The organism is Streptomyces sp. ALB3 (assembly GCF_044385685.1).
Lineage (GTDB): Bacteria > Actinomycetota > Actinomycetes > Streptomycetales > Streptomycetaceae > Streptomyces.
Genome location: NZ_JBISCE010000038.1, coordinates 44875 through 70569, shown reverse-complemented (window position 1 = coordinate 70569; position 25695 = coordinate 44875). Strand labels below are relative to the sequence as shown.

At 72.6% G+C, this 25695-nt stretch carries 20 protein-coding genes; 6 read left to right on the top strand and 14 right to left on the bottom strand.

Annotated features, from left to right (window positions below; genetic code table 11):
- Positions 1–32 precede the first annotated feature (32 nt).
- Positions 33–2063 (top strand): CocE/NonD family hydrolase, encoded by a 2031-nt coding sequence (locus ACHFIV_RS24110; protein WP_398972719.1) that lies wholly within the window; start codon positions 33–35, stop codon positions 2061–2063.
- Positions 2064–2221: 158 nt separating this feature from the next.
- Positions 2222–4435 carry a catalase gene (locus ACHFIV_RS24105; protein ID WP_398972717.1) on the top strand — a complete coding sequence of 738 codons (2214 nt, stop codon included), beginning with the start codon at positions 2222–2224 and terminating at the stop codon, positions 4433–4435.
- Between the two features lie 268 nt (positions 4436–4703).
- On the opposite strand, the gene ACHFIV_RS24100 is transcribed toward ACHFIV_RS24105, so the two are convergent.
- Entirely contained in the window at positions 4704–5759 is a 1056-nt protein-coding gene (locus ACHFIV_RS24100) for a YncE family protein (protein ID WP_398972714.1), read from the bottom strand.
- Positions 5760–5903: 144 nt separating this feature from the next.
- Entirely contained in the window at positions 5904–7694 is a 1791-nt protein-coding gene (locus ACHFIV_RS24095; protein WP_398972712.1) for a hypothetical protein, read from the bottom strand.
- A 204-nt stretch (positions 7695–7898) separates the two neighbouring features.
- Between ACHFIV_RS24095 and fes the strand changes: the two genes are divergently transcribed.
- Complete coding sequence (gene fes / locus ACHFIV_RS24090) at positions 7899–9173, top strand: enterochelin esterase (RefSeq protein WP_398972709.1); 1275 nt, start codon at positions 7899–7901, stop codon at positions 9171–9173.
- Between the two features lie 21 nt (positions 9174–9194).
- On the opposite strand, the gene ACHFIV_RS24085 is transcribed toward fes, so the two are convergent.
- Genes ACHFIV_RS24085 through ACHFIV_RS24050 form a run of 8 tightly spaced genes read right to left on the bottom strand, consistent with a single transcriptional unit; the run spans position 9195 to position 18887 of the window.
- A complete protein-coding gene (locus ACHFIV_RS24085; protein WP_398972706.1) occupies positions 9195–9380 on the bottom strand; it encodes an MbtH family NRPS accessory protein in 186 nt (61 codons plus the stop codon).
- Positions 9377–13303, bottom strand: a complete 3927-nt coding sequence (locus ACHFIV_RS24080) for an amino acid adenylation domain-containing protein (protein WP_398972703.1) — start codon at positions 13301–13303, stop codon at positions 9377–9379. Before ACHFIV_RS24080 ends, ACHFIV_RS24085 begins: the two co-directional genes overlap by 4 nt.
- Positions 13300–13527: a phosphopantetheine-binding protein gene (locus ACHFIV_RS24075; RefSeq protein WP_398972700.1), complete on the bottom strand. Its 228-nt coding sequence runs from the start codon at positions 13525–13527 to the stop codon at positions 13300–13302. The genes ACHFIV_RS24080 and ACHFIV_RS24075 overlap by 4 nt, the downstream gene beginning before the upstream one ends.
- A gap of 5 nt (positions 13528–13532) precedes the next feature.
- On the bottom strand, positions 13533–14165 hold the full coding sequence (locus ACHFIV_RS24070; protein WP_398972698.1) for an isochorismatase family protein: 633 nt from the start codon (positions 14163–14165) through the stop codon (positions 13533–13535).
- Positions 14166–14214: 49 nt separating this feature from the next.
- Positions 14215–15864, bottom strand: a complete 1650-nt coding sequence (locus tag ACHFIV_RS24065; RefSeq protein WP_398972695.1) for a (2,3-dihydroxybenzoyl)adenylate synthase — start codon at positions 15862–15864, stop codon at positions 14215–14217.
- Complete coding sequence (locus ACHFIV_RS24060) at positions 15861–17060, bottom strand: isochorismate synthase (RefSeq protein ID WP_398972693.1); 1200 nt, start codon at positions 17058–17060, stop codon at positions 15861–15863. The genes ACHFIV_RS24065 and ACHFIV_RS24060 overlap by 4 nt, the downstream gene beginning before the upstream one ends.
- 58 nt (positions 17061–17118) lie before the next feature.
- Complete coding sequence (locus tag ACHFIV_RS24055; protein ID WP_398972691.1) at positions 17119–17907, bottom strand: 2,3-dihydro-2,3-dihydroxybenzoate dehydrogenase; 789 nt, start codon at positions 17905–17907, stop codon at positions 17119–17121.
- Positions 17904–18887, bottom strand: coding sequence for an ABC transporter substrate-binding protein (locus ACHFIV_RS24050; RefSeq protein WP_398972687.1), 984 nt, complete (start codon positions 18885–18887; stop codon positions 17904–17906). The genes ACHFIV_RS24055 and ACHFIV_RS24050 overlap by 4 nt, the downstream gene beginning before the upstream one ends.
- A 158-nt stretch (positions 18888–19045) precedes the next feature.
- Between ACHFIV_RS24050 and ACHFIV_RS24045 the strand changes: the two genes are divergently transcribed.
- From ACHFIV_RS24045 to ACHFIV_RS24035, 3 genes are read left to right on the top strand one after another with little or no spacing between them, the layout of a single operon-like run.
- Entirely contained in the window at positions 19046–20131 is a 1086-nt protein-coding gene (locus tag ACHFIV_RS24045; RefSeq protein ID WP_398972684.1) for a FecCD family ABC transporter permease, read from the top strand.
- Positions 20128–21231, top strand: coding sequence for a FecCD family ABC transporter permease (locus ACHFIV_RS24040; protein ID WP_398972681.1), 1104 nt, complete (start codon positions 20128–20130; stop codon positions 21229–21231). The genes ACHFIV_RS24045 and ACHFIV_RS24040 overlap by 4 nt, the downstream gene beginning before the upstream one ends.
- 8 nt (positions 21232–21239) lie before the next feature.
- Entirely contained in the window at positions 21240–22058 is an 819-nt protein-coding gene (locus tag ACHFIV_RS24035; protein WP_398972678.1) for an ABC transporter ATP-binding protein, read from the top strand.
- Between the two features lie 125 nt (positions 22059–22183).
- Here the strand turns inward: ACHFIV_RS24035 and ACHFIV_RS24030 are convergent, their stop codons facing one another.
- The 4 genes from ACHFIV_RS24030 to ACHFIV_RS24015 form a co-directional block, all read right to left on the bottom strand.
- Positions 22184–22678 carry an FBP domain-containing protein gene (locus ACHFIV_RS24030; RefSeq protein ID WP_398972675.1) on the bottom strand — a complete coding sequence of 165 codons (495 nt, stop codon included), beginning with the start codon at positions 22676–22678 and terminating at the stop codon, positions 22184–22186.
- A gap of 110 nt (positions 22679–22788) precedes the next feature.
- Positions 22789–23688, bottom strand: coding sequence for a hypothetical protein (locus tag ACHFIV_RS24025; protein ID WP_398972672.1), 900 nt, complete (start codon positions 23686–23688; stop codon positions 22789–22791).
- The gene (locus ACHFIV_RS24020) at positions 23685–24698 is read right to left on the bottom strand and encodes an SPFH domain-containing protein (protein WP_398972669.1); all 1014 of its coding nucleotides are present in this window, start codon (positions 24696–24698) and stop codon (positions 23685–23687) included. Before ACHFIV_RS24020 ends, ACHFIV_RS24025 begins: the two co-directional genes overlap by 4 nt.
- A gap of 203 nt (positions 24699–24901) precedes the next feature.
- The gene (locus ACHFIV_RS24015) at positions 24902–25546 is read right to left on the bottom strand and encodes a TetR/AcrR family transcriptional regulator (protein WP_398972667.1); all 645 of its coding nucleotides are present in this window, start codon (positions 25544–25546) and stop codon (positions 24902–24904) included.
- Between the last annotated feature and the right edge of the window lie 149 nt (positions 25547–25695).

Sequence of the window (25695 nt, the reverse complement as noted above, 5' to 3'; positions counted from 1 at the left end):
GACCAGCACGACGGAAAGGAGGTCGCCCCGGCATGCGCTACGTCGACCAGCTGCCCTGCGCGATCCAGGAAGAGAAGCACGTCACGATCCCCATGGAGGACGGGGTCAAGCTCTCCGCGCGGATCTGGCGTCCCACCGCCTCCGACGCGGAACCCGTGCCGGCCGTTCTGGAGTACATCCCGTACCGGAAGAACGACCTCACCGCCACGCGCGACGCCATCCACCACCCCTACATCGCCGGACACGGCTACGCGTGCGTGCGTGTCGACCTGCGGGGGACCGGGGAGTCGGAGGGCGTGCTGCTGGACGAGTACCTCGAACAGGAGCAGAGCGACGCCGAGGAGGTGCTGGCCTGGATCGCCGAGCAGCCCTGGTGCGACGGGAACACCGGGATGATGGGCATCTCGTGGGGAGCCTTCGCCGCCCTCCAGACGGCCGCCCGACAGCCGCCCGGCCTGCGCGCCATCTGCATCGCCTCGTTCACCGACGACCGGTACGCGGACGACATGCACTACCTCGGCGGCGCCATGCTGTCCGACAACCTGGCCGAGGCCGGGACCATGTTCGCGTACGCCACCTGTCCTCCCGACCCGGCCGTGGTCGGTGGACGCTGGCGGGAGATGTGGCGGCAACGGCTCGACGCCGCACGCCCCTGGGTCCTCGAGTGGCTGCGCCACCAGCAGCGGGACGACTACTGGCGCCACGCCAGCCTCAGTGAGGACTACTCGGCACTGCGCTGCCCGGTGCTCGCCTCCAGCGGGTGGGCGGACGGCTACTCCAACGCGGTGACCCGGCTGCTGAGCAACGTGGACGTTCCCCGCAAGGGGCTGATCGGCCCGTGGTCCCACAAGCTCCCGCATCTCGGCGAGCCGGGGCCGGCCATCGGATACCTCCAGGAAGTGGTCCGCTGGTGGGACCACTGGCTGAAGGGAGTCGACAACGGCGTCATGGACGGCCCCATGCTCAAGGCGTGGATGCAGGAGAGCGTCCCGCCCTCGACCTCGTACGAGGAACGGCCGGGCCGCTGGGTCGGTGAGCCCTCCTGGCCCTCGCCGAACATCGGTGAGGCCGTCTTCCCGCTGCGCGGCGCGGCCCTCGGGATGCCTGACGCGGGCGAAGAGCAGGAGGACCGGGTCCGCACCGTGCAGTCGCCGCTGTCCGTCGGCCAGTTCGCCGGCAAGTGGGCCTCGTACAACGCTCCGCCGGACCTGCCCTACGACCAGCGCGAGGAGGACGGCGGCTCACTCGTCTACCAGACCGAGCCGCTGGCCGAGAGGATCGAGATCCTCGGCGCACCCGCCGTCGTCCTGGAGGTGGCCGCGGACGCGCCGGTCGCCCAGGTGAACGTCAGGCTGTCCGACGTGGCACCGGACGGGCGGTCCACCCGGATCACGTACGGGGTGCTCAACCTCACCCACCGTGACAGGGAGGAGGCGCCCGAGGCCCTCGAACCGGGCAGGCGCTACCAGGTGCGGGTGCCGCTCCACGGTGTCGCCCAGGCGTTCCCGCCCGGGCACCGCATCAGGCTCTCGGTGTCCACCTCGTACTGGCCGCTCGTATGGCCCGCACCCGGACCCGCCCTGCTCAGCGTGTACGAGAAGGGCAGCACCCTCACCCTGCCCGTACGCCCCACGGACGTGCCCGAGGACAAGGCGCTGCTCCCCTTCGGCGAACCCGAGGGCTGCGCGCCGCCAGCCGTCACCCGGCTGAGCGAGCCCGAGCAGGCGTGGACCGTGTCCCGGGACCTCGTGAACTACCGGTCGGTGCTCGACATCGTGAAGGACCGCGGGCGCCAGCGGCACGAGGACACCGGGATCGAGACAGGGCTGCGGGCCTGCGAGCAGTACAGCTGGATCGGTGAGGACTTCGCTTCCGTACGTGGTGAGTCGGCCTGGGAGATGCGCTTCGGCCGCCCCGACTGGGACGTCAGGGTGGAGACGCGGACCGTGCTCACCTCCGACAAGGACACCTTTTACGTGAACGCCACGCTCGACGGGTACGAGGACGGCCGTCGGGTCTTCTCCCGCACATGGAACGAACAGATCGCCCGAGAGAACGTCTGACCCGGGCTCACGGACGCTGCCGATGGAGTGACGGCGCAGCGCCCGCCGTGGCAGGGACGCCCCGCCACGGCAGGTATACGCGTGCCAGGGCGGCATGCCGCGCCGCGCCCACCCGGCACGTCGGTCCGGCGACGAGCTACACATCAGGAGGACGAGAAGTGACGGAGAATCAAGGAAGCAAGCCGATCCCCGGCGCGCCCAGCAGTGTGCCGCCGCCGGTGGAGGAGCCGACCGCCCCCCGCGAGCCGCTTCCTCCCAAGGACGACCAGACCGGCCCCGAGACGGTGAGCCCCACGGGCCAGCCCACCGGAGCGGACCAGGCACGCAAGGCCCAGAGCGGCGCCTACCTGACCACGGCCCAGGGCGCCCGGCTGTACGACACCGACCACTCCCTGAAGGCAGGCCCCCGAGGCCCGGTCCTCCTCCAGGACCACCACCTGCGGGAGAAGATCACCCACTTCGATCACGAGCGCATCCCGGAGCGGGTGGTGCACGCCCGTGGCGCCGCAGCCCATGGTGTCTTCCGCGGGTACGGGAGCGCGGCGAAGATCTGCAAGGCGGCCTTCCTGGCGAAGGACGTGGAGACCCCGGTCTTCGTCCGGTTCTCCACCGTGCTCGGGTCGCGTGGGTCGGCCGACACCGTGCGCGACACCCGTGGTTTCGCCACGAAGTTCTACACCGAGGAGGGCGTCTTCGACCTCGTCGGGAACAACATCCCGGTCTTCTTCATCCAGGACGCCATCAAGTTCCCCGACATCATCCACGCGGGCAAGCCGCACCCCGACCGGGAGATCCCGCAGGCACAGAGCGCCCACGACACGTTCTGGGACTTCGTGACCCTGCACTCGGAGGCGACGCACCACACGCTGTGGAACATGTCCGACCGTGGGATCCCGCGCTCGTACCGCACGATGGAGGGCTTCGGGGTCCACACCTTCCGGCTCGTCGACGCGGCGGGCGCCACCACCCTGGTCAAGTTCCACTGGAAGCCCAAGCTGGGCGTCCACTCCCAGGTGTGGGAGGAGGCCCAGATCGCGGGCGGCGTCGACCCGGACTTCCACCGCCGGGACCTCGCCGACGCCATCGAGGCGGGCGCCTATCCCCAGTGGGAGCTGGGTGTGCAGACGTTCCCGGACACCCCCGAGCAGATGTTCCAGGGCATCGATCTGCTGGACCCCACGAAGATCGTCCCCGAGGAGCTCGCGCCGGTGCAGCCGATCGGTCTGATGACCCTCGACTCCAACCCGTCGAACTTCTTCGCCGAGACGGAACAGGTCGCCTTCCACGTCGGCAACATGGTGCCGGGCATCGACGTCACCAACGACCCGCTGCTCCAGGGCCGTCTGTTCAGTTACCTCGACACCCAGCTCACCCGGCTCGGCGGTCCCAACTTCCCGCAGCTGCCCATCAACCGGACGCACGCCCCGGTCAACGACATGCTGCGGGACGGCATGCACCAGACGGCCGTCCACCGCGGCGTCGCGCCGTACCGGCCCAACTCCCTGGACGGTGGCTGCCCGTTCCTGGCGGGAGCCGACAACAGCGCGTTCGTCGAGGTGCCCGCCGAGGTCGCCGCGAGCCGGAAGGTGCGTGAGGCCCCGGAGTCGTTCGACGACCACTTCAGCCAGCCCCGGCTCTTCTGGCTCAGCATGAGCCCGGTGGAGCGCGAGCACATCATCGCCGCGTACACCTTCGAGCTGGGCAAGTGTTACGAACAGGCGGTCAAGGAACGCGCACTCAAGGTGCTCGCCCGGATCGACCCCCAGTTGTGCGAGCAGGTCGCCACGGGACTGGGACTGCCCGCGCCCGAGCCGGACGGACCGCTCGCCGACCCGGAGCCGAGCCCGGCCCTTTCACAGGTCGGCCGTGTCTGGCCGCTGGACGGGCGCGTCATCGGCATCGTCGCGGACGAGAACGCGGATCTCGACGGCGTCCGGGCGGTGCGTGACGCGGTCCAGGGCGCCGGCATGGTGCCGTTGGTCATCGCCCCCGCCGGTGGTGTCCTCGACGCGGACGGCGACCCGGTCACCGTCCAGCGGACCTACGCGACCGCCCGCTCCATCGAGTTCGACGCCGTCCTGCTCGCCGGTGCCCCCGGCGCGGGCGCCGACGCCATCGGTGCGAGGGACGCGAAGGCGGGCGCGGCCGGCCCGGCGACCGACCCGAGGGTCGTCCTGCTGCTGAACGAGGCGTACCGGCACGCCAAGGCGATCGGCACATGGGCGGGCGGCGACCGCGTCCTCGCTGCTGCGGGCGTCCCGCAGGACGCGCCGGGCGTGGTGAACGGCGGCACGGGCAGCGAGGTACTCGAAGACGTCAAGCAGCTCCTCGGCGCACACCGGGTCTGGGCCCGCTTCCCCGCCACGGTCTGATACGGCGCACGCACCTACGACACGAAGCACCAGGACGAGGTCCGGAGGCGGCACCCGGGAACGGGCGCCGCCTTCGGCGTGTGCCGCCACCGGGTCCGCCGGCATCTCGTCCCGCCCGCACCGGTCGGCCGACGGCCCCTGCCTCGCAGCGGCCGCCGGGACGGCACGTACGAGCCGGGTGCCCGGCCCGCCGCGTGGAGCGGTGGGCCGGGCACCCGGCTGCGACGTGAGGGGGGAGGCCGAGCTGCGCACCCGGAGGCGGGCGGAGCTAGCGGGTCACGCGGAAACGGTGGATCTGGTCGGCGCCGCCGAGGCCGGCTCCGGACTTGTCGACCACGTACGCGGTGCCGTGGGTGATGGTGACGTGGTTGGGGTTGGTGCCGGTGGTCACCGTCCGGACGACGGTGCCCTTGCCCGGATCGACGACCGTCGCCGTGGCGGCGGTGCGGTTCACGACCACGACGTTGCCCGTGCGGTCGTCGCTGGCGACGGACAGCGCCCCCGCGCCCGTCGCGACGGACTTGGTGACGAGTCCCTTCCTGAGGTCGATGACGGAGAGGCCGCCACCGGTCTGGTCGGCGGTGTACGCCGTCCTGCCGTTCTTCGACAGTGCGATCGAGATCGGGCCGTCGCCGGTGGGGATGAGCCGCGGGGCGGCGGACCTGGCGGTGACCTCGATGACCTGGTCACCGTTGAGGTCGGCGGCGTAGGCCGTCCCGGTCCGCTCGTTCACGACCAGGCCGGTCGGGCCGGCGCCGGCGACGGTGATCCGCTTCTTCTCCTCGAAGGTCCTGGAGTCGAAGGCGACGAGGGTACCGTCGGTGAAGGCGCTCGCCCACACCGTGTCGCGGCGCTCGTCGACGACGATCTCCCGGGCGTGGCCCACGTCCGGCAGGGTGGCGAGGTGCTCGCCGGTGCGCTGGCTGTACACGGCGACCGTGTTGTTGCGGGTGTTCGTCGTCCAGACGGTGTTGTGCTCGTCGTCCACGGCCACGCCGTAGACGGCCTCCACAGCACCTGTGGCGGCATCCGTCACCGGCGGGGTGATGGTCTGCTTCACCTTGAGGGTCTTGGGGTCGACCTTGAGCAGGCTGGAGGTCACGACCGGGGGGCGGCCCACGGCGGAGGTGGTCCACAGGACGTTGTTCCGCTCGGAGTACGAGGACTGGTACAGGCCCTTGACGAGCGGGGCGACCGTGACGTCGCCGGCCGCGGTGTGCGCGGAGGCCGTACCCGTCAGCGCGGCGGTGCTCCCGGTGGCGATCACGAGGGCGATGGCGGCACGGGTGACGGTGCGACGGCTTCTGCGGTAGGACGTGGTCATGCTGAAGTCAACTCCCTGACAGGGGTTTCAGTAGAAAAGGCAACAGCCTGTAACTTAGCTTAGGCTTACCTAAGTAACTCGCACTCAGGTGTGTGACGTGCGCGACAACTCGCCTTCGGGGGAGCCGTGTCGGTGCCTGCGTCGTCAGCCGCGCGCCGCGTGCCCGCCCGAGCGGCGGCGCACGACGAGCAGGGTCGTGGCCCCGGCTCCGGCTGCGCCGCCCACCGCGGCGGCACCCGCCGACCAGGCGATCGTCGCGTAGGAGACGGACGCCGACGCCGCGACGGTGTCCGGTGCGGCCTGCTCGGACACGGCAACCGCCGGGGCGGCCCCCGGGACCGCCGCGCCCGGCTCGGTCACCGTGAAGTCGACCTTGAGGGTGGTGGCGGGGTCGGGTGCCAGGAAGCGCAGCCAGTGGGCGCCCACGGAAGTACCGGCCGGGATCGTGACCTCGCCCCTGTACGAGCCTGCGGCGTCGGCCTTCCACTGACCCAGGATCTCCTCGTCGTCCAGCTTGATGGTGACCGTCCGGCCGGCGGGGAACTTCGTCACCTCGAACGGGATCCTTCCGCCCGGCTGCACCTGGCTGGCCGTTATCGAGGCCTTGGCGCCCCGGGAGTTGGAGGCGGCGGCCGGCGCGCCGGTGGCCGCCGGCACGGTGGTGGCGCCGGCGGGTCCGCCCGCGCCGCCGGAGGGTCCGCCCGCCGCCGACTGCCCGGCCGGCGCGCCGGAGGTGACGGTGAAGCCGGCCTTGAGGCTCGTTGAGGGGTTCGGGGCGAGGAAGCGCAGCCAGTGGGCGCCCTTCGTGACATCCGCCGGAAGGGTGACCGACGCGGAGAGGGAGCCGTCCGCCCCGATACCGTTCGGCCACTGCCCGATGATCGTGGAGTCGTCGAGCTTGACGGTGAGTCGCTGTCCCGCCGGGAAGCCCGTCACCCGGAAGGACACCCTTCCTCCGGCGGCTGTGCGGGAACCCGCGGTGATGGTGGCCGAGGTGCCTGCGGTGCTGCCCGGACCGCCGCCGGACCCGGACGACCCGCCGTCACCGCCGGAGCCACCCGAGCCGCCGGATCCGCCCGAGCCGCCGCCGGTGTCCGCGCCGCCCCCCGTTCCCGAACCGCCGCCGCCCGAGCCGGTCGACGTCACCGAGATGCCGGCCTTGAGGCTGGTCGAGGGGTCCGGTGCCAGGAAGCGCAGCCAGTGAGCCCCGGCCGACGTCGTCTTGGGGACGGTGACCGCGGCGGTCAGGGTGCCGTCCGCCTTCACGGCCGAGGGCCACCGTCCGATGATTTCGACGTCGTCCAGCTTCACCGTGACGCTCTGGCCCCTGGCGAACCCGGAGAGGGTGAAGGTGACCCTGCCGCCCGCCGCGACCTCGGAGTCCGCCAGTCGCACGGTGGGCCCCGAGGCGGGCGGCGTGGTCGTCGGGGGTGCGGTGGGCGCCGGGGTGGGGCTGGGGGTGGGTGACGGTGTCGGTTCCGGCGCGCTGCCGGTCACGGTCAGGCCTTCGCTGCGGACACTCGTCTGCGGCGCCAGGAAACGCAGCCAGTGACCGCCGCCCGGTGCGGCGCCGGCCGGTACGGTCACCGTCCCCGAGGCGGTGCCGTCCTCGTCGACGGGGAACTGCCCGAGCAGGACCGAGTCGTCGAACTTGACGCTCAGGGTGGCTCCGGCCGGGAAGCCCGACGCCCGGAACGGCACCGTGCCGCCCGGCTTCACGGTGGTGGCGCCCAGGGTGACCGCGGGTGCCACGGTCTCGGCGGCGAGGGCGAAGGCTCCGGTCGCCTCCCCATCGGCGTGGCCGGCCGCGAGGGGCGCGACGGCCAGGGCGCCGATGCCCAGCGTGGCGCCTGCGGCGAGAGCGGCCATCCGGCCCAGCCGGGGCCGGGGGAGAGCGGGCGAGGACGTGCGTGTGCGGGGTCTGGCGGGGTTCATGGTGAGCTGCTCCAGGGCGGCGGAGAGAGGTGAAGGGGAGAGGAGGGCGCGGGTCGGCCGGCCGACGGCCTTCCGGGCGCGACCTGTCGAGCCCTCCGAATGAACTTAGGTTAGCCTAACCTGCATGGATCACGGCACTCCTGGCCGTCTCGCGCGAGTAAGGTAACCCTTAGTTTTTGGTCCTCGTTGTTCGGAGTCCCTCTCGTGATCACGTCACCGCCGCCGCCCGACATCCCGCGCCGGCCGCCGCGCACCGTGCGCCCGGACGCGGTACCGCGGATCGCGGAGCCGGCAGGCCTGCTCCCCGGCCCGGGTGCCACCGAGGAGTTCTGGACGGCGGTCGGAGGAAGTGGCACACCCCTCGTGTCCCCCGACCCCCAAGGTAGCCCCGACCACCGGGTGGTGACGTTCCTGTGGCGCGGCGCCCCCGCCACCCGCGCCGTGCAGGTACTGCCCAACAAGCTCGGAGACCCCCGCGCGCCCGAGGGCAACCTGATGGAGCGGGTGCCCGGCACGGACGTCTGGCACTGGTCGTTGCGCCTGCGGCACGACTGGCGTGGCACCTACGACTTCTACGTGGACGAGGGGGACGGCCCCGAGCCCGGTACCGCCGGCTACTGGCAGTGGCTGCGCACGCGGCGCCACCATGACCCGCTCAACAGCCGTACGCTGCCTCGCCGATGGAGCGGCGGCCCGGTCTCCTACGCCGAGCTCCCGGCGGCGCCCGGCGGGCAGGACTGGCAGCCGCGGCCGGGAGCAGCCCGTGGCCGGGTGGCCGCCCACGAGGTGCCGTCCGGCAGGCTGGGGGGCGGCAGCCGCCGCGTCTGGCTGTACGAACCGCCGACGCACCCGGCGCACCCGGCGGAGCTCCCCGTGGTCGTCCTCCTCGACGGCGAGCACTGGCAACCGCGCCTCGGGCTCGCGCATCTGCTGGACAACCTGATCGCCGACGGCCGTATCCCGCCGCTCGTCGCCCTGCTGCCGGATTCCGTGGACGCGGACACACGGTGGTCCGAACTGACCTGTCGCCCGGAGTTCGTCGCCTTCCTCGCCGACGAGCTGCTGCCCTGGGCGGCGGCACGGCTCCCGGTCACCGGCGACCCGGCCCGCACCGTCGTCGCGGGACAGAGCCTGGGCGGCCTCGCCGCCGCCCACGCGGCGCTGTCCGCCCCGGGCCGTTTCGGCAACGTCCTCGCCCAGTCGGGCTCCTTCTGGTGGCCCGACGGACCCCAGGCGCAGTGGCTCACCGACCGGATCGCCCGGACACCGCGCCTGCCTGTCCGCTTCTGGCTGTCCTTCGGAGAGCAGGAATGGGTCGCCCTGCCCGCCGCCAGGCGTCTGCGTGAGGTCCTGGCGGCGGCCGGCTACGACGACGCCGCGTACCGGGAGTTCAACGGCGGCCACGACTACCTGTGCTGGCGCACGGAGCTGGCAGACGGCCTCGTGGACCTGCTGGGCCCGGCCGCCCCCACGCCGTAGGGGCGGCCGGACGCCAGCCCTTCACCGGGCCGGCTCCAGCGTGGCGGCGCACGCCTCGTGCGGAGCCGGTCCGAACCGGACGGACCACCCCGCCGGCACCTCCCTCCAGACCGGCCAGAGCGACAGTCGGCCGGAGGTGTTCTCCAGCACCACGTGCGTGGCACGGTCCCCGGGGCCCGGGTCGAACGGCCCGCTCCTCGCACTCATGAGTCCAGCTCCTTCAGGCGGACCGCCAGGACGGCCGCGATCTCGTCGAGATGACGGTCCTGCATCAACTGCGGGTGGGTGCACTCCAGGTCGTGGTTGTCGACGGAACCCGACACATGGGCCCGCCACGCCTCGCGGGTCAGCCAGTCCTCAGCACGCGGGGCAGCGGCCGTGAAGAACAACAGGTCACCGTCGTAACCCCGGTGGTGGTGCTCCCTCATCATGCGGGCGTGGTTGGGCACGATGTCGACGATCCTCGACAGCGCGCGGTCACTGAGTCCGGCCAGCGGGCTCCCCGCCCGGCGCAGTGTCGACAGCACGTCGTCACGGTCCTTCTCGTGCGTGCGCTCGAAGCCCGCCATCCGCAGCACCGCGGTCAGCGCGTCACCCTCCTCGGGCGCCGGGCGTTCCCGCCACTGCTCGGCCGGGAAGGAGTCGAGCATCGCGAGCAGCTCGACCTCCTCGCCCGCCTCCTGGAGCAGTACGGCCACGGTGTGCGCGAGCACGCCGCCGACGGACCAGCCCAGCAGCCGGTACGGGCCGTGCTCCTGGACCGCGCGGATGTGCCGGAGGTAGTCGGCCGCTTCCTCCTCCAGGGTGAGCGGCAGCGGCTCGTCCCCGGCCAGCCCACGCGCCTGGATGCCGTACACCGGCTGTTCGGGGCCCAGGCGGGCCGACAGGCCGGCGTAGCACCACGCGATCCCGCCGGCCGGATGGATGGCGAACAGCGGGGGCCGGCCCTCCCCTCCGCGCAGCCGCAGCACGACGTCGAGCGCGTCCTCCGACGCCGGCCCGGTGGAGCCGAGCCGGGCCGCGAGCGCGGCAGGCGTCGGGGACTCGAACAGCGAGCCGATGGTCAGTTCCGCCCCGAAGTCCTCCCGTACGCGCGCCACGAGCCGCACGGCGAGCAACGAGGTACCCCCCATGTCGAAGAACGCGTCGTCCGGCCCGACTTCGTCCACGCCGAGCACCTGCGCGAACAGGCGTGTCAGCGCTTCCTCCCGCGCGTCCGACGGCCGCCGCGCGGCGGCGCCGCCGCTGAACACCGGTGCGGGCAGGGCGCGCCGGTCCAGCTTGCCGTTGGGACTGAGCGGGAAGGCGTCCAGTGCCACCACGGCGGCCGGCACCATGTGCTCCGGCAGCTCCCGCGCCAGCGAGGCGCGCACACCCACGGGATCGGCGTCTCCGGTGATGTAGCCGACGAGCCGCTGCTCGCCCGGCCGGTCCTCCCGCACGAGGGCGCAGGCGGCGTCCACCCCCTCCCGGGCCGTCAGCGCCGTCTCGATCTCGCCCAGTTCGACGCGCTGCCCGCGGAGCTTGACCTGGTCGTCCGTGCGGCCGAGGTAGAGGACCTCGCCCTGCGCCGTCCACCGCGCCAGGTCCCCCGTGCGGTACATGCGCTCCGCCGGACGGCCGAACGGGTCGGCGACGAAGCGGGACGCGGTCAGCTCCGGACGGTTCAGGTAGCCGTCGGCGAGCTGCCGCCCCGCCAGGTAGAGCTCGCCGGGGATCCCCGGCGGGCACGGGTGCAGCGCCGCGTCGAGCACGTACAGGCGGGTGTTCCAGACGGGCCGGCCGATGGGTACCGGGCCGCTCGCCTCCGCCGCGCACGCGTGGAAGGTGACGTCGACGGCCGCCTCGGTGGGGCCGTACAGATTGTGCAGTTCGACGCCCGGCAGTTCCCGTCCGAACGCGTCGGCGGTCTCGCGCGGCAGCGCCTCACCGCTGCAGAAGACCCTCCTGAGGCTTCCGCACCCGTCCGTCTCCGCCTCCGCGAGGAAGACCTGGAGCATCGACGGCACGAAGTGACAGGTGGTGACGCCCTGTTCGCGGATCAGCCGGGCCAGGTAGGCCGGGTCCTTGTGGCCGCCGGGTTCGGCGACCACAAGCGCGGCGCCCTGGCGCAGCGGCCAGAAGAACTCCCACACGGACACGTCGAACGACGAGGGGGTCTTCTGCAGCACCCGGTCGTCCGCGGTCAGCCCGTAGGCGCCCTGCATCCACCGCAGCCGGTTGTCGATCGCAGCGTGCGACACGACGACCCCCTTGGGGCGGCCCGTCGAGCCGGAGGTGTAGATGACGTACGCCGGGTGCGCCGGAGTGAGAGGACGCGCCGGGTTCACCCAGAGGTACTCCGAGACGTCGAGGCCCTCCAGCACGACCAGCGGGGTCCCCGTGTCCTCGGGGAGCCGCCCCGGCCGGTCGGTCACCGCGCACACCGGGGCCGCGTCCCGCAGCATGTACCCGAGCCGCTGCTGCGGATAGTCGGGGTCCAGCGGCAGGTACGCCGCCCCCGCCTTCAGGACGGCGAGCAGCGACACGACGAGCTCCACCGAGCGCGGCACCGACACCGCCACCACCGCGCCCGGCCGGGCGCCGAGCGTCCGCAGGTGCCGGGCCAGGCGGTTGGCCCGGATGTTCAGCTCCTCGTAGGTCAGCGAGGTGTCGCCGTACACCAGGGCGGTCGCCCCGGGGGTGCGCGCGGCACGCGACTCGATCGGGCCGATCAGCGTCGTGGGCGGCAGCGGACGGCCGGTGTCGTTGAACGTACCGACGACCAGCTCCAGTTCGGCCGCCGTGGCGATGCCGTGCACGGCCGTCGGGACGTGGGGGTCGGTCCGGCTCAGCCGCTCCACCAGATCCAGGAGGCGGTCCTGGTGCGCGGCCAGCTCCCCGTCGTCGTACAGCGCGGGATTGCCGTCGTGGTCGATGCGCAGACCACGGCCGTCGGCCCGGTCGTAGATGTTGACCGTCAGGTCGTCGACCGGCCCGGCGGACAGATTGCGGGCCCGGGCGGCGGCGCCCGCGAAGTCCACGTCGTAGTCGAAGGGCATGACGTTGACGAGGGGGCCGGCCAACCCCCGGTTCTCGCCGAGCAGGCGCAGGTCGCGGCGGATGTCCTCGTAGCGGTAGCGCTGGTGGCGCCGGACCTCGCGGATCCCGAGGACCACCTGGCGGACCAGTTCGGCGAAGGTGGCCTCCGGGGCGACGTCCAGCCGGAGCGGGAGCACGTTCATGACCATGCCGGGAACCCGCAGCGAGACGGACCCCATACGGCCCATCATCGGCAGGCCCAGTACGACCTCCTGGCGGCCGGTCGCCCGCGAGGTGTAGAGGGCCTGGGCGGCGATCAGGACGTCCGGCCAGGTGGCGCGGAGCCGGGCGGCCAGGTCCCGCACGCCCTCGGTGGCCTCGGGGCCGAGGTGCGCGGTGCGCCGGAGGAACGTCCGTGACGGCAGCGCCCCGCGGCCCGCGAGCCGAGGCACCTCCGGACGGTCGGCGAACGCCGCGGACCAGTGGGCGCGGTCGGCGGCGAAGGCCTCGGAGGACCGGTAGGCGGCGTCCTCGGTGACCAGGTCGGCCAGCCTCCCGAACGTCCGGGGCGCAGGCTCCTCACCCTTCACCAGCGCTGTGTAGACCTCGGCGGTCCGGCGTACGAGGAGCGAGTAGCCGAATCCGTCCATGACCAGGTGGTGGATGCGCTGGTACCACAGCCACCGGTCCTCGCCCACACGGAAGAGGGCGTGCCGGAAGAGGGGGCCGGCCGTCAGGTCGAAGGGCACGGCCAGGTCGGCGCGCATCCACTCATCGGCCCGCCGGCCGGCGTCCGGGGCGCCCCGCAGGTCGTGCGTCGTGAGCGGCAGCCCGACGGAGGGGAGGACACGCTGACGGGGACCCTCCGGGGAGTCCTCGACGGACACACGCAGGGCGTCGGCCTCGGCGGTCACGCGGCGCAGGGCCGCCGCGAACAGTTCCGGGTCGAGGGGCCCGTCGATCTCCAGGCACTCCGCCGTGTTCTGCGCCGGGCTGAGCGGATCGAGCGACTGCGCGAACCACATGCCCGACTGGGCCGCGGTCAGAGGGAGTACGACGGCCGGGGCGTCCGGTCCGGCCCCGTCGGCAGCGGTGAGCAGGACGGTCATGAGGCGCCCAGCAGGGGAGCCCAGGCGTCGATGGCCGGCTGCTCGGCCAGGTCGGCGAAGTCCGCCACGACACCGTGGTCCCGGCGCCAGCGGCCCAGCAGGGCCATGATGCGCACCGAGTCCAGGCCGTAGTCCAGGAGGTTCTCGTCGAGCGGGATGTCCGCGGGGTCCTCACCGAGGACTTCGGCGACATCCTGGCGGATCAGTTCAAGGGTGAGCGCCACGGCGTTCAGACCTCCTTCAGAAGCGCGTCGGCCGGGAGGACGACCGCGCAGCGGCCCGCCGCCCAGCGCAGTGCCATGTCATGGTCCTCGCGGGAGAAGTCCGCGACGGCGTCGGCGACCACGAAGGCCTGGATGTCACGCATCCACGCGTCGCAGGCACTCATGAGCACCCCGATGTGCGCGTACACGCCGGTGATCACCAGTTGGTCGCGGCCCGACTCACGCAACAGCGACTCCAGTTCGGTCCGCACGAACGCGCTGTACTTCCATTTGGTCAGTACGGTGTCGCCGTCCGCGGGTGCGACGGCGTCGGGAACGGCCAGCGCCTCGGGGTCGTCGGCGGCGCCGGGGCCCCAGAAGTCGAGCTGGAGGCCGCGTTCCTCCGCCGTCTGACCGCCGCGCTGGACCGAGTAGACGACCGGCACACCGAGGCGGCGGTACTCCGCGAGGAGGCGGGAGGTGTTGCGGAGCATGCCGGTGAGCGGCTGCTCCCCGGGCGGGAACGCGCCGAGGAAGTGGTTCTGCAGGTCGTGGACCAGCAGCACGGCCCGCGCGGGGTCGACGGTCCAGTCCACGCGGTTCGCGGGCAGTTCCGCTGCGGTCGGCAGGGCGTAGGACGGGATGGCGGGAAGAGCCATGGGTGGTGGAACCTTTCGGTGCCGCTCTGGGCGGAACTCGGTGCTGATCTCAGTGCCGGCCGGACACGGCGCGGCCGGGGGACGCGTCGGAACGCAGGCCCTTCTTGCTGACCTTGCCGATCCCTGTCTGCGGGAACGCCTCGACGAATTCGACGAGGTCGGGGATCTTGTACGCGGCGACACCGCGTTCACGCACGAGCCGTTTGACCGCCGGTGCCTTCAGAGGTTCGGCGCCCTCGCGCAGGACGACGTAGGCCAGGGTGCGCTCGCCCAGGTACTCGTCGGCCACCCCCACGACCGACACGTCGTGCACCGACGGGTGGCCGAGGATGATGTTCTCGATCTCCTCCGGGGCGACCTTCTCGCCGCCACGGTTGATCTGGTCCTTGGCACGCCCCTCGACGACGAGATGACCCGTCGGGGTGCGGCGCACGATGTCGCCGGTGCGGTAGAAGCCGTCCTCGGTGAAGGCCTTCCGGTTGTGCTCGGGAGCACGCCAGTAGCCGCGGATCGTGTACGGGCCACGGGTCAGCAGGTGGCCGAACCCTCCCTCGGGGACGTCCTCGTCCTCGTCGTCGACGACACGGATCTCGTCGTCCTCCGAGATCGGCAGGCCCTGGGTGGTGACCACGGTCTCGTGGTCGTCGTCCAGGCGCGTGTAGTTGACGAGCCCCTCCGCCATGCCGAAGACCTGCATGAGCCGGCAGCCCAGCGCGGGTTCCAGGCGGCGGGCCGCCGCCTCGCTGTACTTGGCTCCGCCGACGAGGACCAGGTCCAGGCTCGACAGGTCGTGCGCGGAGCCGGGCGCGGCCTCCGTCCACACCAGGGCGAGCGGCGGAACCATCCCGGTCATGGTGACGCGTTCGCGTTCGACGAGGGGGAACGCCGTCGCCGGGTCGGGGCTCGGGCACAGGACCACGGTCCCTCCGGCGTACAGCGTCCCCAGCCACCCCGGGGAGCTCATCGGGAAGTTGTGCGCGGCGGGGAGGAGGACGAGGAACCGGGTGGCGGCGTCGACACCGCAGATCTCGTTCGATCCGCGCAGCGAGTAGATGTAGTCGTCGTGCGTGCGCGGGATGAGCTTGGGCACACCGGTCGTGCCGCCCGACAGCTGGAGGAACGCCAGATCGTGCGGCCGGGGCTCGTGTCCGGTGTCCGTGGGCTCACACGGCACCTCCGAAAGCGCGGTGTGCTCGCCCGGTGAGCCGACGACGAACACGTGCCGCAGGCTCGGCGTGCGCTCCTTGACCTTCGACGCCAGCGCGAGATGGTCGAAGCCGGCGTGGCGGTCCGGAATCACGTAGGCCACGGCCTCGGTGAACGAGCAGAAGTACTCGATCTCCGTCTCGCGGTGCGCGGGGAGCGCGTAGACGGGCAGGGCGCCGATCCGGAAGAGCGCGAAGACGACTTCGATGAACTCGGCGACGTTCGGGAGCTGGACCACGACCCGGTCACCCGGGGCGATACCGCGCGCCGCGAGACCGGCGGCCAGCCGCGAGGCCCGCTCGTCCAGCTGCCCGTACGTCCACTCGCGGCGTCCGGGGGCCGGATCGACGACCGCCACGCGGTCCGGGTGGGCCGCGGCACGCTCGCGCAGCACCCCGCCGAAGGTCTCGCCGCGCCAGTGGCCCGCCGCGCGGTAGCGCTCGGCGAACTCGGCCGGCCAGGTGGGTGCGTCTACTGCCTGACGGGCGGTCACAGGGCGGCTCCCACGGCACTCAGGAAGGTCCGGAACTTGGCCCCGGTCTCCGCCGTCTCGGCGGCCGGGGAGGACTCCGCCACCACACCCGCGCCGGCGAACAGCCGCAGTGTGCGGCCCTCCGCCTCGGCGCAGCGGATGGTCACGACCCAGTCACCGTCGCCGTCCGCGTCCTGCCAGCCGACCATGCCGGTGTACGCGCCCCGGTCGAAGGGCTCGGACTCCGCGATGACCTGCCGGGCCGCCTCGGTCGGTGTGCCGCAGACCGCCGGAGTGGGATGCAGGGCCGACGCCAGGTCCAGGGCGGTGGACGACGGGTCGCGCAGCTCCCCGGTCAGGGTCGTCGACAGATGCCACATGGCGGCGGTCCGTACGAGGGTGGGGCGCTCGGGCACGTCCAGGCGCACGCAGAACGGCGCGAGTGCCTCGCGGATCGCGTCGACCACGACCGCGTGCTCGTGGAGGTCCTTCGGCGAGTCCAGCAGCGTGGCCGCCCTCCGCACGTCCTCCGCCAGATCACCGCTGCGCTGGGCGGACCCGGCGAGGGGGTTGGCGACGAGCCGGGCGCCCCTCCGTGCGACGAGGAGCTCGGGGCTCGCGCCCACGAGGGTGCGGCCGGGGCCGCTGGGGACGGCGAAGGTGTAACCGTCCGGGTCGCGGCGTGCCAGCCGGCCCAGCATGGCAGGCAGGTCCAGGTCACGCGTCGACGTCAGTTCCAGTGTGCGGGCGAGTACGACCTTGTCGAACTCCCCGGCACGCATGCGCCCCACGGCGGCGGCCACGGCCGCGGAGTACTCCTCGGCCGAGGGCACTTCTCTGATCCGCCACTCGTCGCCGTGTTCCACGGCCGGGCCGTGCAGGGCTATGAGCGGGTCCGCGCGCAGGGCGGGCGCCCGGCGGACCGTCTCCGGGACGGCGAGTGACGCCGCGTCACCGGGCGCGAACGGGATCGAGCCCATGACGACGGGGGCGGGGGCGCCGGTGCGTCGGGCGGCGTCAAGGACCTCCCTGACCCGCGAGGCCAGGGGCCGTGAGTCGTGGGGTACCGGCGCAGCGGTCCCGGAGCCCAGCAGGGTGTGCCGGGGGGTGGCGAGGAAGCGGTCGGTGCCGGGCCGGTAGGCCTCCAGCAGAGCGGTCGCCGCACCGGCGGAGTCGAGTGGGGGAGGAGCGGCAGGGACGCGCAGAGATGCAGACATGGGTGGTCTCCGGTGGGGAAGGCTCGAGCGTCGGCAGGAGGGCGGGGCGGAGGCGGGCTCAGGCGCGCAGGGTGGCTCCGCCGTCGACGTACAGGTCGTGCATGGTGATGTGGCGGGCGCGGTCGGACACCAGGAAGGCGACGGCGTCGGCGGTGTCGGAGGGGTCCGCGATCCGGCCCAGCGGTATGCCGGTGCGGTACGTCGCGGAGTCGCCCTCGATGACGCGGCGGGCCGCGGCCTCCTCGTCCCCCGCCGGCCACATGCCGCGCTGCATGTCGGTCAGGGTCGAACCCGGGGAGACGGTGTTGCACCGGACACCCCTGGACGCCACTTCGAGGCCGAGGCACTTGGTGAACATCACGGCCGCGGCCTTGGAGGCCGCGTAGGCCGCCATGTTCGTCCGGGGGATGCCCGCGGCGTTGGAGGCCACGGTCACGATGCTGCCGGAGCCCCGCTCGGTCATCCGGCGGGAGCAGGAGCGCGACACGTGGAACACACCGTGGGTGTTGACGGCGAAGGTGGCCGCCCAGTCCTCGTCCGACAGGTCCGCGACACGGGAACCGCGCAGGATCCCGGCCACGTTGACCGCGATGTCCAGGGGGCCGAGTGTGCTCTCGGCCTCCTCGACGAGGTCTTCGACGGCCGTGGGATCCGTGACGTCGAGTGTGCGGGCGGTCACCGGGCCGGCGTACGCCTCCTCCAGCGCGGCGATGCCGTCCATGGCCAGGTCGGTGGCGAGGACGCGGGCCCCCCGGGCGGTGAGCGCGCGCACGACCGCCTCGCCTATGCCGCGGCCCGCTCCCGTCACGAGGGCGAACCGGCCGGCGAGGTCCTGGTCGAGGCTCACTTGACCATGGCCTTCCGGATGTCGTCGAGCACGGAGACGGCTGCCTGCGCACCACCGAGGCTGGTCCACTTGGTCCCGTCGATGACCGTCGCGTGCTTCTCACGCACCGCGCCGAGCTGCTGGTAGGCGGGCTTCTCCGCGAGCTGGTCGAGCAGGGCGGCGTCGGTGCCCGCGTCCAGGGAGCCGATGAACAGCCAGTCGCCGTCGATCTCCCCGATGTTCTCGTCGCTCAGGGGTGTCGAGTGGCCCTCGCCCTTCTCGTTCTGGATACCGGGACGCTTGAAGCCGAGGTCCTTCAGGACGTCGCTGATGAAGACGCCCTGCTGCATGACGGCGGTGCCCTTGGCCGAGTAGCGGGCGACGGACACGCTCGCGCCGGCCCGCGCGCCGAGATCCTTCTTGAGGGCCGCGGCCTTCGTCCCGTAGTCGGTGAGGAACTTCTCGGCCTCGTTCGCCTTGCCGAGCGTCGTGCCGGTGAGCTGGAGGGCCTTCCTCCAGTCCTTGGTGCCGTCGATGGTGACCACTGTCGGCGCGATCTTCCGGAGCTGCGCGAGCACCTGCTCGTCGGCGAGTTGCCCGGCGAGGATCACGTCCGGCTTCGCCTGCACGACCTTCTCGATGTCCGGTCCGGTGACCGCGCCCACCACCGGGATGCCCTTCGCCTGGTCCGCCAGGTACTGAGGGGCGCCCTTCTGACCGCGTCCCGCCGTCAGGCCGACCGGTTCGACGCCCAGGGCGAGGGAGGCGTCCAGGTCCATCTCGCTGAGGGCGACCACGCGCTTCGGGTCGGCCGGTACCTTCACCTTCGTCCCGGTGGCGTCCGTGACCTGGGTCGTCACAGCGGCACCCGCGTCACCGGATCCGGCTTCGCCACCGGACGATCCGCAAGCGCCGAGGGTGAGCGCGCAGAGCGTGAGCAGGGTCGCAGAGACGACGGGACGTGCGATACCGCGGGACGAGGGGGACGAATACGGCGCCATGGCCTGGGATCTCCGTTTACTCAAGTGAATCCTGTTCCGGCAGGGCGCTCTCCGAAGCCTGCATCGGAGAGGAGCGGTGCGTGCGGCGCCACTTCAGGGCATAGGTGGGCCCATGACCCGCCGGAACCGGACGGGTTCAATTAGGTTAGGCTACCCTTATGTCGATAGCGCAAGGGGGTCGGCCGAGAACAGCCGGAATCCGCCCCTCCGAAGGTCCCCAGCCCCCGGGACGCCCAACCCTCCGGTACGCCACGGGACTTCTGATCCTTCTCGCGGTCCTCGTGCTGCTCTCCCTCGTCATCGGCACCGGAGGAAGTCCCGTCGCGCGCGCCTGGGACTTCCTCCTCGGCGACCCCGCGGCCCGCGCCGACGCCCAGATCCGGCTGGCCGTCATGGACGTACGCCTTCCGCGCACACTCGCCGCCCTCCTCGTGGGCACCTGCCTCGGCGTGGCCGGCTGTCTCCTCCAGGCCGCCACCCGCAACCCCCTCGCGGAGACGGGCCTGTTGGGCGTCAACTCCGGGGCCGCTTTCGCCGTCGTCCTCGGGCTCACCTTCTTCGGCGCCGACTCCCCGGGCGCGATGCTGGTCTGGGCCCTCGTCGGGGGCATGGCCGCGAGCGCGGTCGTCCTGCTCCTCGCCGGATCGGGGCGTACCGCCGGTTCGCCGCTGCGCCTCGTCCTGGCGGGATCCGCGCTCGCCGCCACCTTCCACGGCTGCACCTCCTACGTCCTGCTCGGCACCCGGTCGACCTTCGACACCTACCGGTACTGGACGATCGGCTCGCTCGCCGGAGTGCAGACGCACGACCTCGTACCGCTGCTGCCGCTGGTGGCGCTCGGCCTGCTCACCGCGTTCGGCTGCGCGCGCCCCCTGTCGGCGCTCGGCCTCGGGGACGACGGCGCCCGCTCGCTCGGCCACCACCCCGGCCGGATCCGGATGACCGTCGCCGCGGCCGTCTCGCTCCTGGCCGGCTGCGCGGTCGCCGTGGCCGGGCCCATCGCCTTCCTCGGGCTGCTCGCCCCCTACGCGGCCAGGGCGCTGGCGGGGCCCCGCACGGCGGCCCAACTCGTCCTGTCCGCACTGATCGCGGCCGACATCATGATCCTGGCCGACATCCTGGCCCGCATCGTCATCCGGCCCTGGGAGACCCCGGTCAGCGTGCTGCTCGCCTTCGTGGGCGGCCCCCTTCTCGTCTGGATCGCCCGCTCGTCCCGTCTGTCCACCGCCGGGGCCGAGGCATGACCGGCCTGAAGCGCACCGGGGGCCCGCTGCCGTACATCCCGCCGGCCGGCACCGCCGACGTGACACCTCCCGACAGCACCGTGCTGCGCACGGGGACGCTCTCGTGGCTCCTTCCGCGCCGAAGCGCGCTCGCCGCCGCGCTCCTGCTGCCGGTCATCACCGTGCTCACCGCCCTCGCGGTCATGGCGAGTTCGACCGGAATGAGCCTGACCGAAACCGTGTCCGGGCTCCTCGGCACGGGCGACCCCGGCACCGTCATGATCGTGCGGGACTTCAGGCTGCCCCGCATCTTCACCGGTCTCATGGTCGGCGCGGCACTGGGCGTCGCCGGCTGCCTCACCCAGACCCTCGCGGGCAACCGCCTCGCCACCCCCGACCTGGTCGGCGTCAACGACGGTGCCACGGCGGCAGTCGTGGCCGCCGCGGCGGGCTCCACCACCGGCATGGTCGGTGACTGGTGGCTCGGTCCCGTCGGCGCCGTCGCGGCCGCGGCGATCGTCGTCCTCTGCGCGGGCGGAGCGGGAGGCGCCGGCTACCGCGTCCTCGTCACGGGCATCGGCGTGTCCACCTTCATCGGCGCGGTGAGTGACCTCATCATGTCCCGCGAGAACGACAACACAGCGGGCGGCGTCTTCCTCTGGGCCGTCGGCAGTCTCAACGGACGGGACTGGAGCGTCGGTACGCCGATGGCGGTGGTCCTGCTCGTCCTGGTCCCGTTCGCCCTGGCCGTGGGCCACCGGCTGCAGCTCCTGCGCTTCGACGACGACGTCGCGGCCTCGCTCGGAGTCGACCTGCGCCGACTGCGCGCGGGAGCCCTCGCCCTCGCCGTCGCCCTCGCGGGCACGGCCGTCGGCGTCGGCGGTCCCATCGCCTTCGTCGCTCTCGCCGCACCGGTCCTCGCCCAGCGGCTGGCCGGACCCACCCGGGTCCCGGTCACCGGCTCCGCGCTGACCGGCGCGGCCCTGATCGCCGCCGCCGACGCCCTCGGACGCGTCGCCGCACCTGTCGAACTGCCCGTCGGAGTCGTCACCAGCGTCCTCGGCGGCCCCTTCCTCCTCTGGGTCCTGCTCCGTCCGGACCGCGCCACCGGAAAGGCCTGACCACCACCATGACCGACGCACCCCGCGGGACCGTCCCAGGTCTCGAAGTCAGCGCGCTCCACGCCGGATACCCCGGCCGCCCCGTCGTCGAGAACGTCGGGCTCACCGTCCCCGCCGGGCAGGTCGTCGCGATCGTCGGCCCCAACGGCTGCGGGAAGTCCACCCTGTTGCGAACCGTCGCGCGCCTGCACCGCCCCGATTCGGGCACCGTCCGGGTCGGCGGCGAGGACATCTGGGGGCTCAGCCGGCGCCGGGCCGCCCACCACGTCGCGCTGCTCCCCCAGTCACCGCGCGCACCCGAGGCCGTCACGGTGGCCGGACTCGTCCGCTACGGCCGCCATCCCCAGCAGGGACTGCTGCGCCAGTGGTCCAGGGAGGACGAGAGCGCCGTACGTGAGGCGCTCGACGCGACCGGGACGACGGAACTGGCCGCCGAGCGGCTGGACAGGCTCTCCGGCGGCCAGCGCCAGCGCTGCTGGCTCGCGATGGTCCTCGCCCAGCACACCCCGGTCGTCCTCCTCGACGAACCCACCAGCGCCCTCGACCTCGGTCACGCGGTGGAGGTCCTGGAGCTGGTGCGGGAGGTGGCCGCCACCGGACGCACCGTCGTCATGGTGCAGCACGACCTGGCGGCCGCGGCACGCTACGCCGACCTTCTCGTCGCCATGAAGGACGGGCGCGTCGTCGCCCGGGGCAAGCCGGACGAGACGGTCGACGAAGCCCTCGTGAAGGAGCTCTACGGAGTGGACGCCGACATACTCCGCGCGCCGGGCGACGCGTCACCGGTCGTGGTGCCGAGAAGCCGTCCGCTCACCGGGCAGCCGTGAGGTGCCCCGGTTCCCGCACCGACGGCCGGCGATGTCCCGAGGCCGTACAGAGGTCGAGGGACGGCGTCGGACCGTTCCGCCCGCCCGCGCGACCGGCCCCCTCGCCACACCGCGTTCCCGGCGGTTCAGCCGGCGAGCAGGTCCAGGAACGCCGTGAGCTTGTTCCTGGTCCGCTCGATCTGCTGCTCGACGGTCAGCGACTCCTCGAAGCGTCCGCCGGGGGCGGGGGTCTTCTTCCCGCGCACGTACAGGGAGCAGTCGAGGTCGGTGCAGATGTAGATGCCCACCGAATTGCCGTCCCGGCCCGCCTGTCCCCGCTTCCGGGCGGTCATCAGTGACACCCCGCCGCCAGGGTGCGTGGTCAGACAGACCGCGCACATGCTGCGGTGCAGGAATCCGCGCTGCTGGGAGGGGAAGCGGAGCGTGATGCCGGTGAGTTCGCCGCGCAGTTCGGTGACGACATAGCTCCGGTCCGGAGCCGAGAGGTCGCGCCAGCCCAGGAAGTCCAGATCTTCCCAGCGGCGCTCCTCGAGATCCCGGGGCACCGGCAGGCGCTTCGCCTCTCCCTTGGAACAGTTGACGAATGACGCCCGGATGTCCTGCTCGTTGACGGCTCTCATGGAGTCGACGCTAACTCTGCCTATGAGTCCTAGGCAAATAATTATTCTCCCTAGGTCAGGTCGTCGGGCGGAGCGATCCGCAGACGGCCTCGGCCATCCTCACCCGCGCGTCACGCCACCAGGTTGAGCGTGGTGTCCGAGACGCTCAGGCGAACGGACTGCCCCCAGGTCAGTTCCAGTGCGTCGGCCTCCATGCCGTCACCGAACACCACCATGCGGTCCGATTCGACGGTGAGCCTGAGGCCGTCCCGCGGTCCCAGTTCGCCCGCGACCAGCGACGTACCGGTGACCGGTGAGGGCCAGGCCTCACGCACGAACCAGACCAGCCGCGGGTCGGAGGGGGCGGGAAGTCGCAGCGGGCTGCCGCGCTCCAGCCACAGGGAGCGCAGCCAGCCGGTCGAGCCGGTCCCGGTGCCGACCAGTACGCCCGAGGACGCCTGGGACTCGCCGCCGTCACGGCCGCCGTCCGGGCCTATGCGGTAGCGGGCGGTCTGATGGCCCGGTGGCCCGAGGTAGATCTCGTTCAGGGCGAGCAGCCGCTGCGTGTCGTCGGCGACGGCCTCGGTCATCGTGAGGGCGTCCACCCGCGAGCCACGCGACACGGCGGCCCGGCACAGGGCCGCCGTGTCACCGGCCCGGTGGCGTACGAGGACCCCGGGGTTGCGGCCCGGGTCGGTGTCGATGCCCACCACGGGCTGTCCTGACAGGTACTTCGCGGCATTGGCGACCAGGCCGTCCTGTCCGGCCACGACGACCACGTCCTCGGGCCCGAACAGGAAACGGTCGAGGTCCGCCCGTTCCACCCGGGTCCGGCGCCACCGCAACGGCACGGAGGCCACCACCTCGGTGAGCGCCTGTTCGTTGCGCCGGTGGCGCTCGGCCACCTCCTCGATGGACCGGCCGCGTCCGGCGAGCACGAACGCGGCCTGCCCGTGCGTGCCGTGCCGGGCCAGCAGTTCCTCGTACTCGGTCCTGCGGTGCACCAGCACGGCACGCGGGGCCAGGCTCACGCCCGGGCCTCCGGCTCCGGCCTGCCGAGCCTGGCGAGCAGGCCCGTCAGGACGTCGGGGGAGAGGGTGAGGCTGTCGATGCGGGGCAGGTTCTCGGCCAGGCGCGTCGCGGCCAGGGCGTGCAGCGTGCCGGGGTCGACGTCCGCGTGGGCGCGCAGCCAGGCCGCCTGCGCCTCGGCGCGTGCCGCCCCGACCTCCCGCGCGGCTTCCGCCTCGGCGCGTGCCAGCCGCACGGTGCGGGCGGCCTCGGCGGCCGTGCGCACCTCGTCGGCCGCCGACTTCTCCTCGGCCTCCCGGCGGGCGTTGGTGCCCCGCTGGTCGACCAGCTGTTCCTCGCGGCGCGCGAGCTCGATCTTGCTGGCGAGCTCGTTCTCGGCGATGGTGCGCTCGCGCTCGACCGCGACGGCCCGGCGCTCGTACACCGACCGGTCGGCCTCCTGCTGGATCTGTTCCCTGGCGGGTGTGCGCAGGGCACGCTCGACCTCCGCCTCGGGGCGGATGGCGACGACACGTACGGCTACCACGTCGATGCCGGTGGCGGGCAGCCGCGGCTCGGCCGCGAGCCCGGTGGCGACCCGTTCCCGCACGGCGGCGACCCCGTCCACGAGCGCGGTGGCGAGAGGAGTCCTGGCCAGGACGTCCAGGGTGTGCTGCTGGGCGGTCTCGGTGAGCAGGGTGGCGATCTGTTCCAGGGGTGCGCCTCGCCAGACCCCGGTGTCGGGATCCACCGAGAAGTCGATGCGGGCGGCGGCCTCGGCGGGGTCGCTGATCCGGTAGGTGACCGTGGCCTGCACGGTGACGTCCTGGAAGTCGGCCGTGCGGGCGTGGAACGCCATCGCCAGCTCCCGGTCGTCGACCGGGATCTCGGAGAGCGCGGCGGACAGTGAGCGGTACCAGAAGCTCTGACCTGTCCCGTCGTGGGCGAGTTCCCCGCGCTTGTGGTGGCGGACGTGGGCGGTGGGCGCGGAGCGCAGGTGTCGCCATCCGAAGCGCCGGGTGATGTCGGCCATGTCAGGACCCCCTCTTTGTCGTCAGCAAGACGATAACGAGGGGACGCCCATATCGTCAATAGGACGAAAAAGGAGGTCGGGTCATCATGCGGCCGGCCGGTGGTCCGGGAACCACCGGCCGGCCGGGTGTGCGCCGTCCCCGTCCCCACGGTGCGGCGCGCGGGTGGACCGTCGTCATCCGCTGAGGCGACGGGCCACGTTCATCAGGTCCCGCTGTCCTGGGAGGCGGGCGGGGGTGAGGGGAGTCCGAGAGCCGGGAGCACGGCGCACTCGATGAAGCGGGTGAGGAAGGCGTCGTCCGCGTACCGCCCCTCCAGGAGCGGCCGGGCGCGCATGATGCCGAACACCTGGGCGGCCACGTACTCCGCCGCGGGGTTGCCGGCCTCGATCTCGCCTCGCCGGACCGCGCGCGCGACCATCGCGTCGATCGCCGCGACGGCCGGCTCGATCAGGGTGGAGCGCAGCGCGCGGAGAAGGTCGGGATTCTGGAGCGCGGCATGGGTCAGCGCGTGCATCAGCGCGGTGTCCTGGCCGGATGCCGCGTCCACGGCCTGGGCCGCCTCCCGCAGGTCGCCGCTCAGGCTGCCGGTGTCGATGTCCGAGAAGAGGGTCCGGCGCGTGCTGTGCAGTGCGGCGACGACCAGCTCCGGCTTGGAGCCCCACTGGCGGTAGAGCGTGGACTTCCCGCACCGGGTGCGTGAGGCGACGCCCTCCATGGTCAGCGAGTCGTAGCCGCTCTCCCGCACGAGGTCCAGCACGGCGGTGTAGAGCTCCTGCGCCCGCTCCGGTGTGATCTTGGAACGGCGTGACGCGAGTGCTGGCTCCTGCGCTGAAGCGGGCGACGGCATCTGCTTCCCTCTCTGCGGCTCTGCGGCTGGGGACCCTCGATACGCAGTATACCGATACGCCAGTGTACCGATACGCCTCCGTATCGGTACACTGGCGTATCGATACGGCGCGGACTGGCCATGCCGTACGTCGCGACAGCGCACCGTCA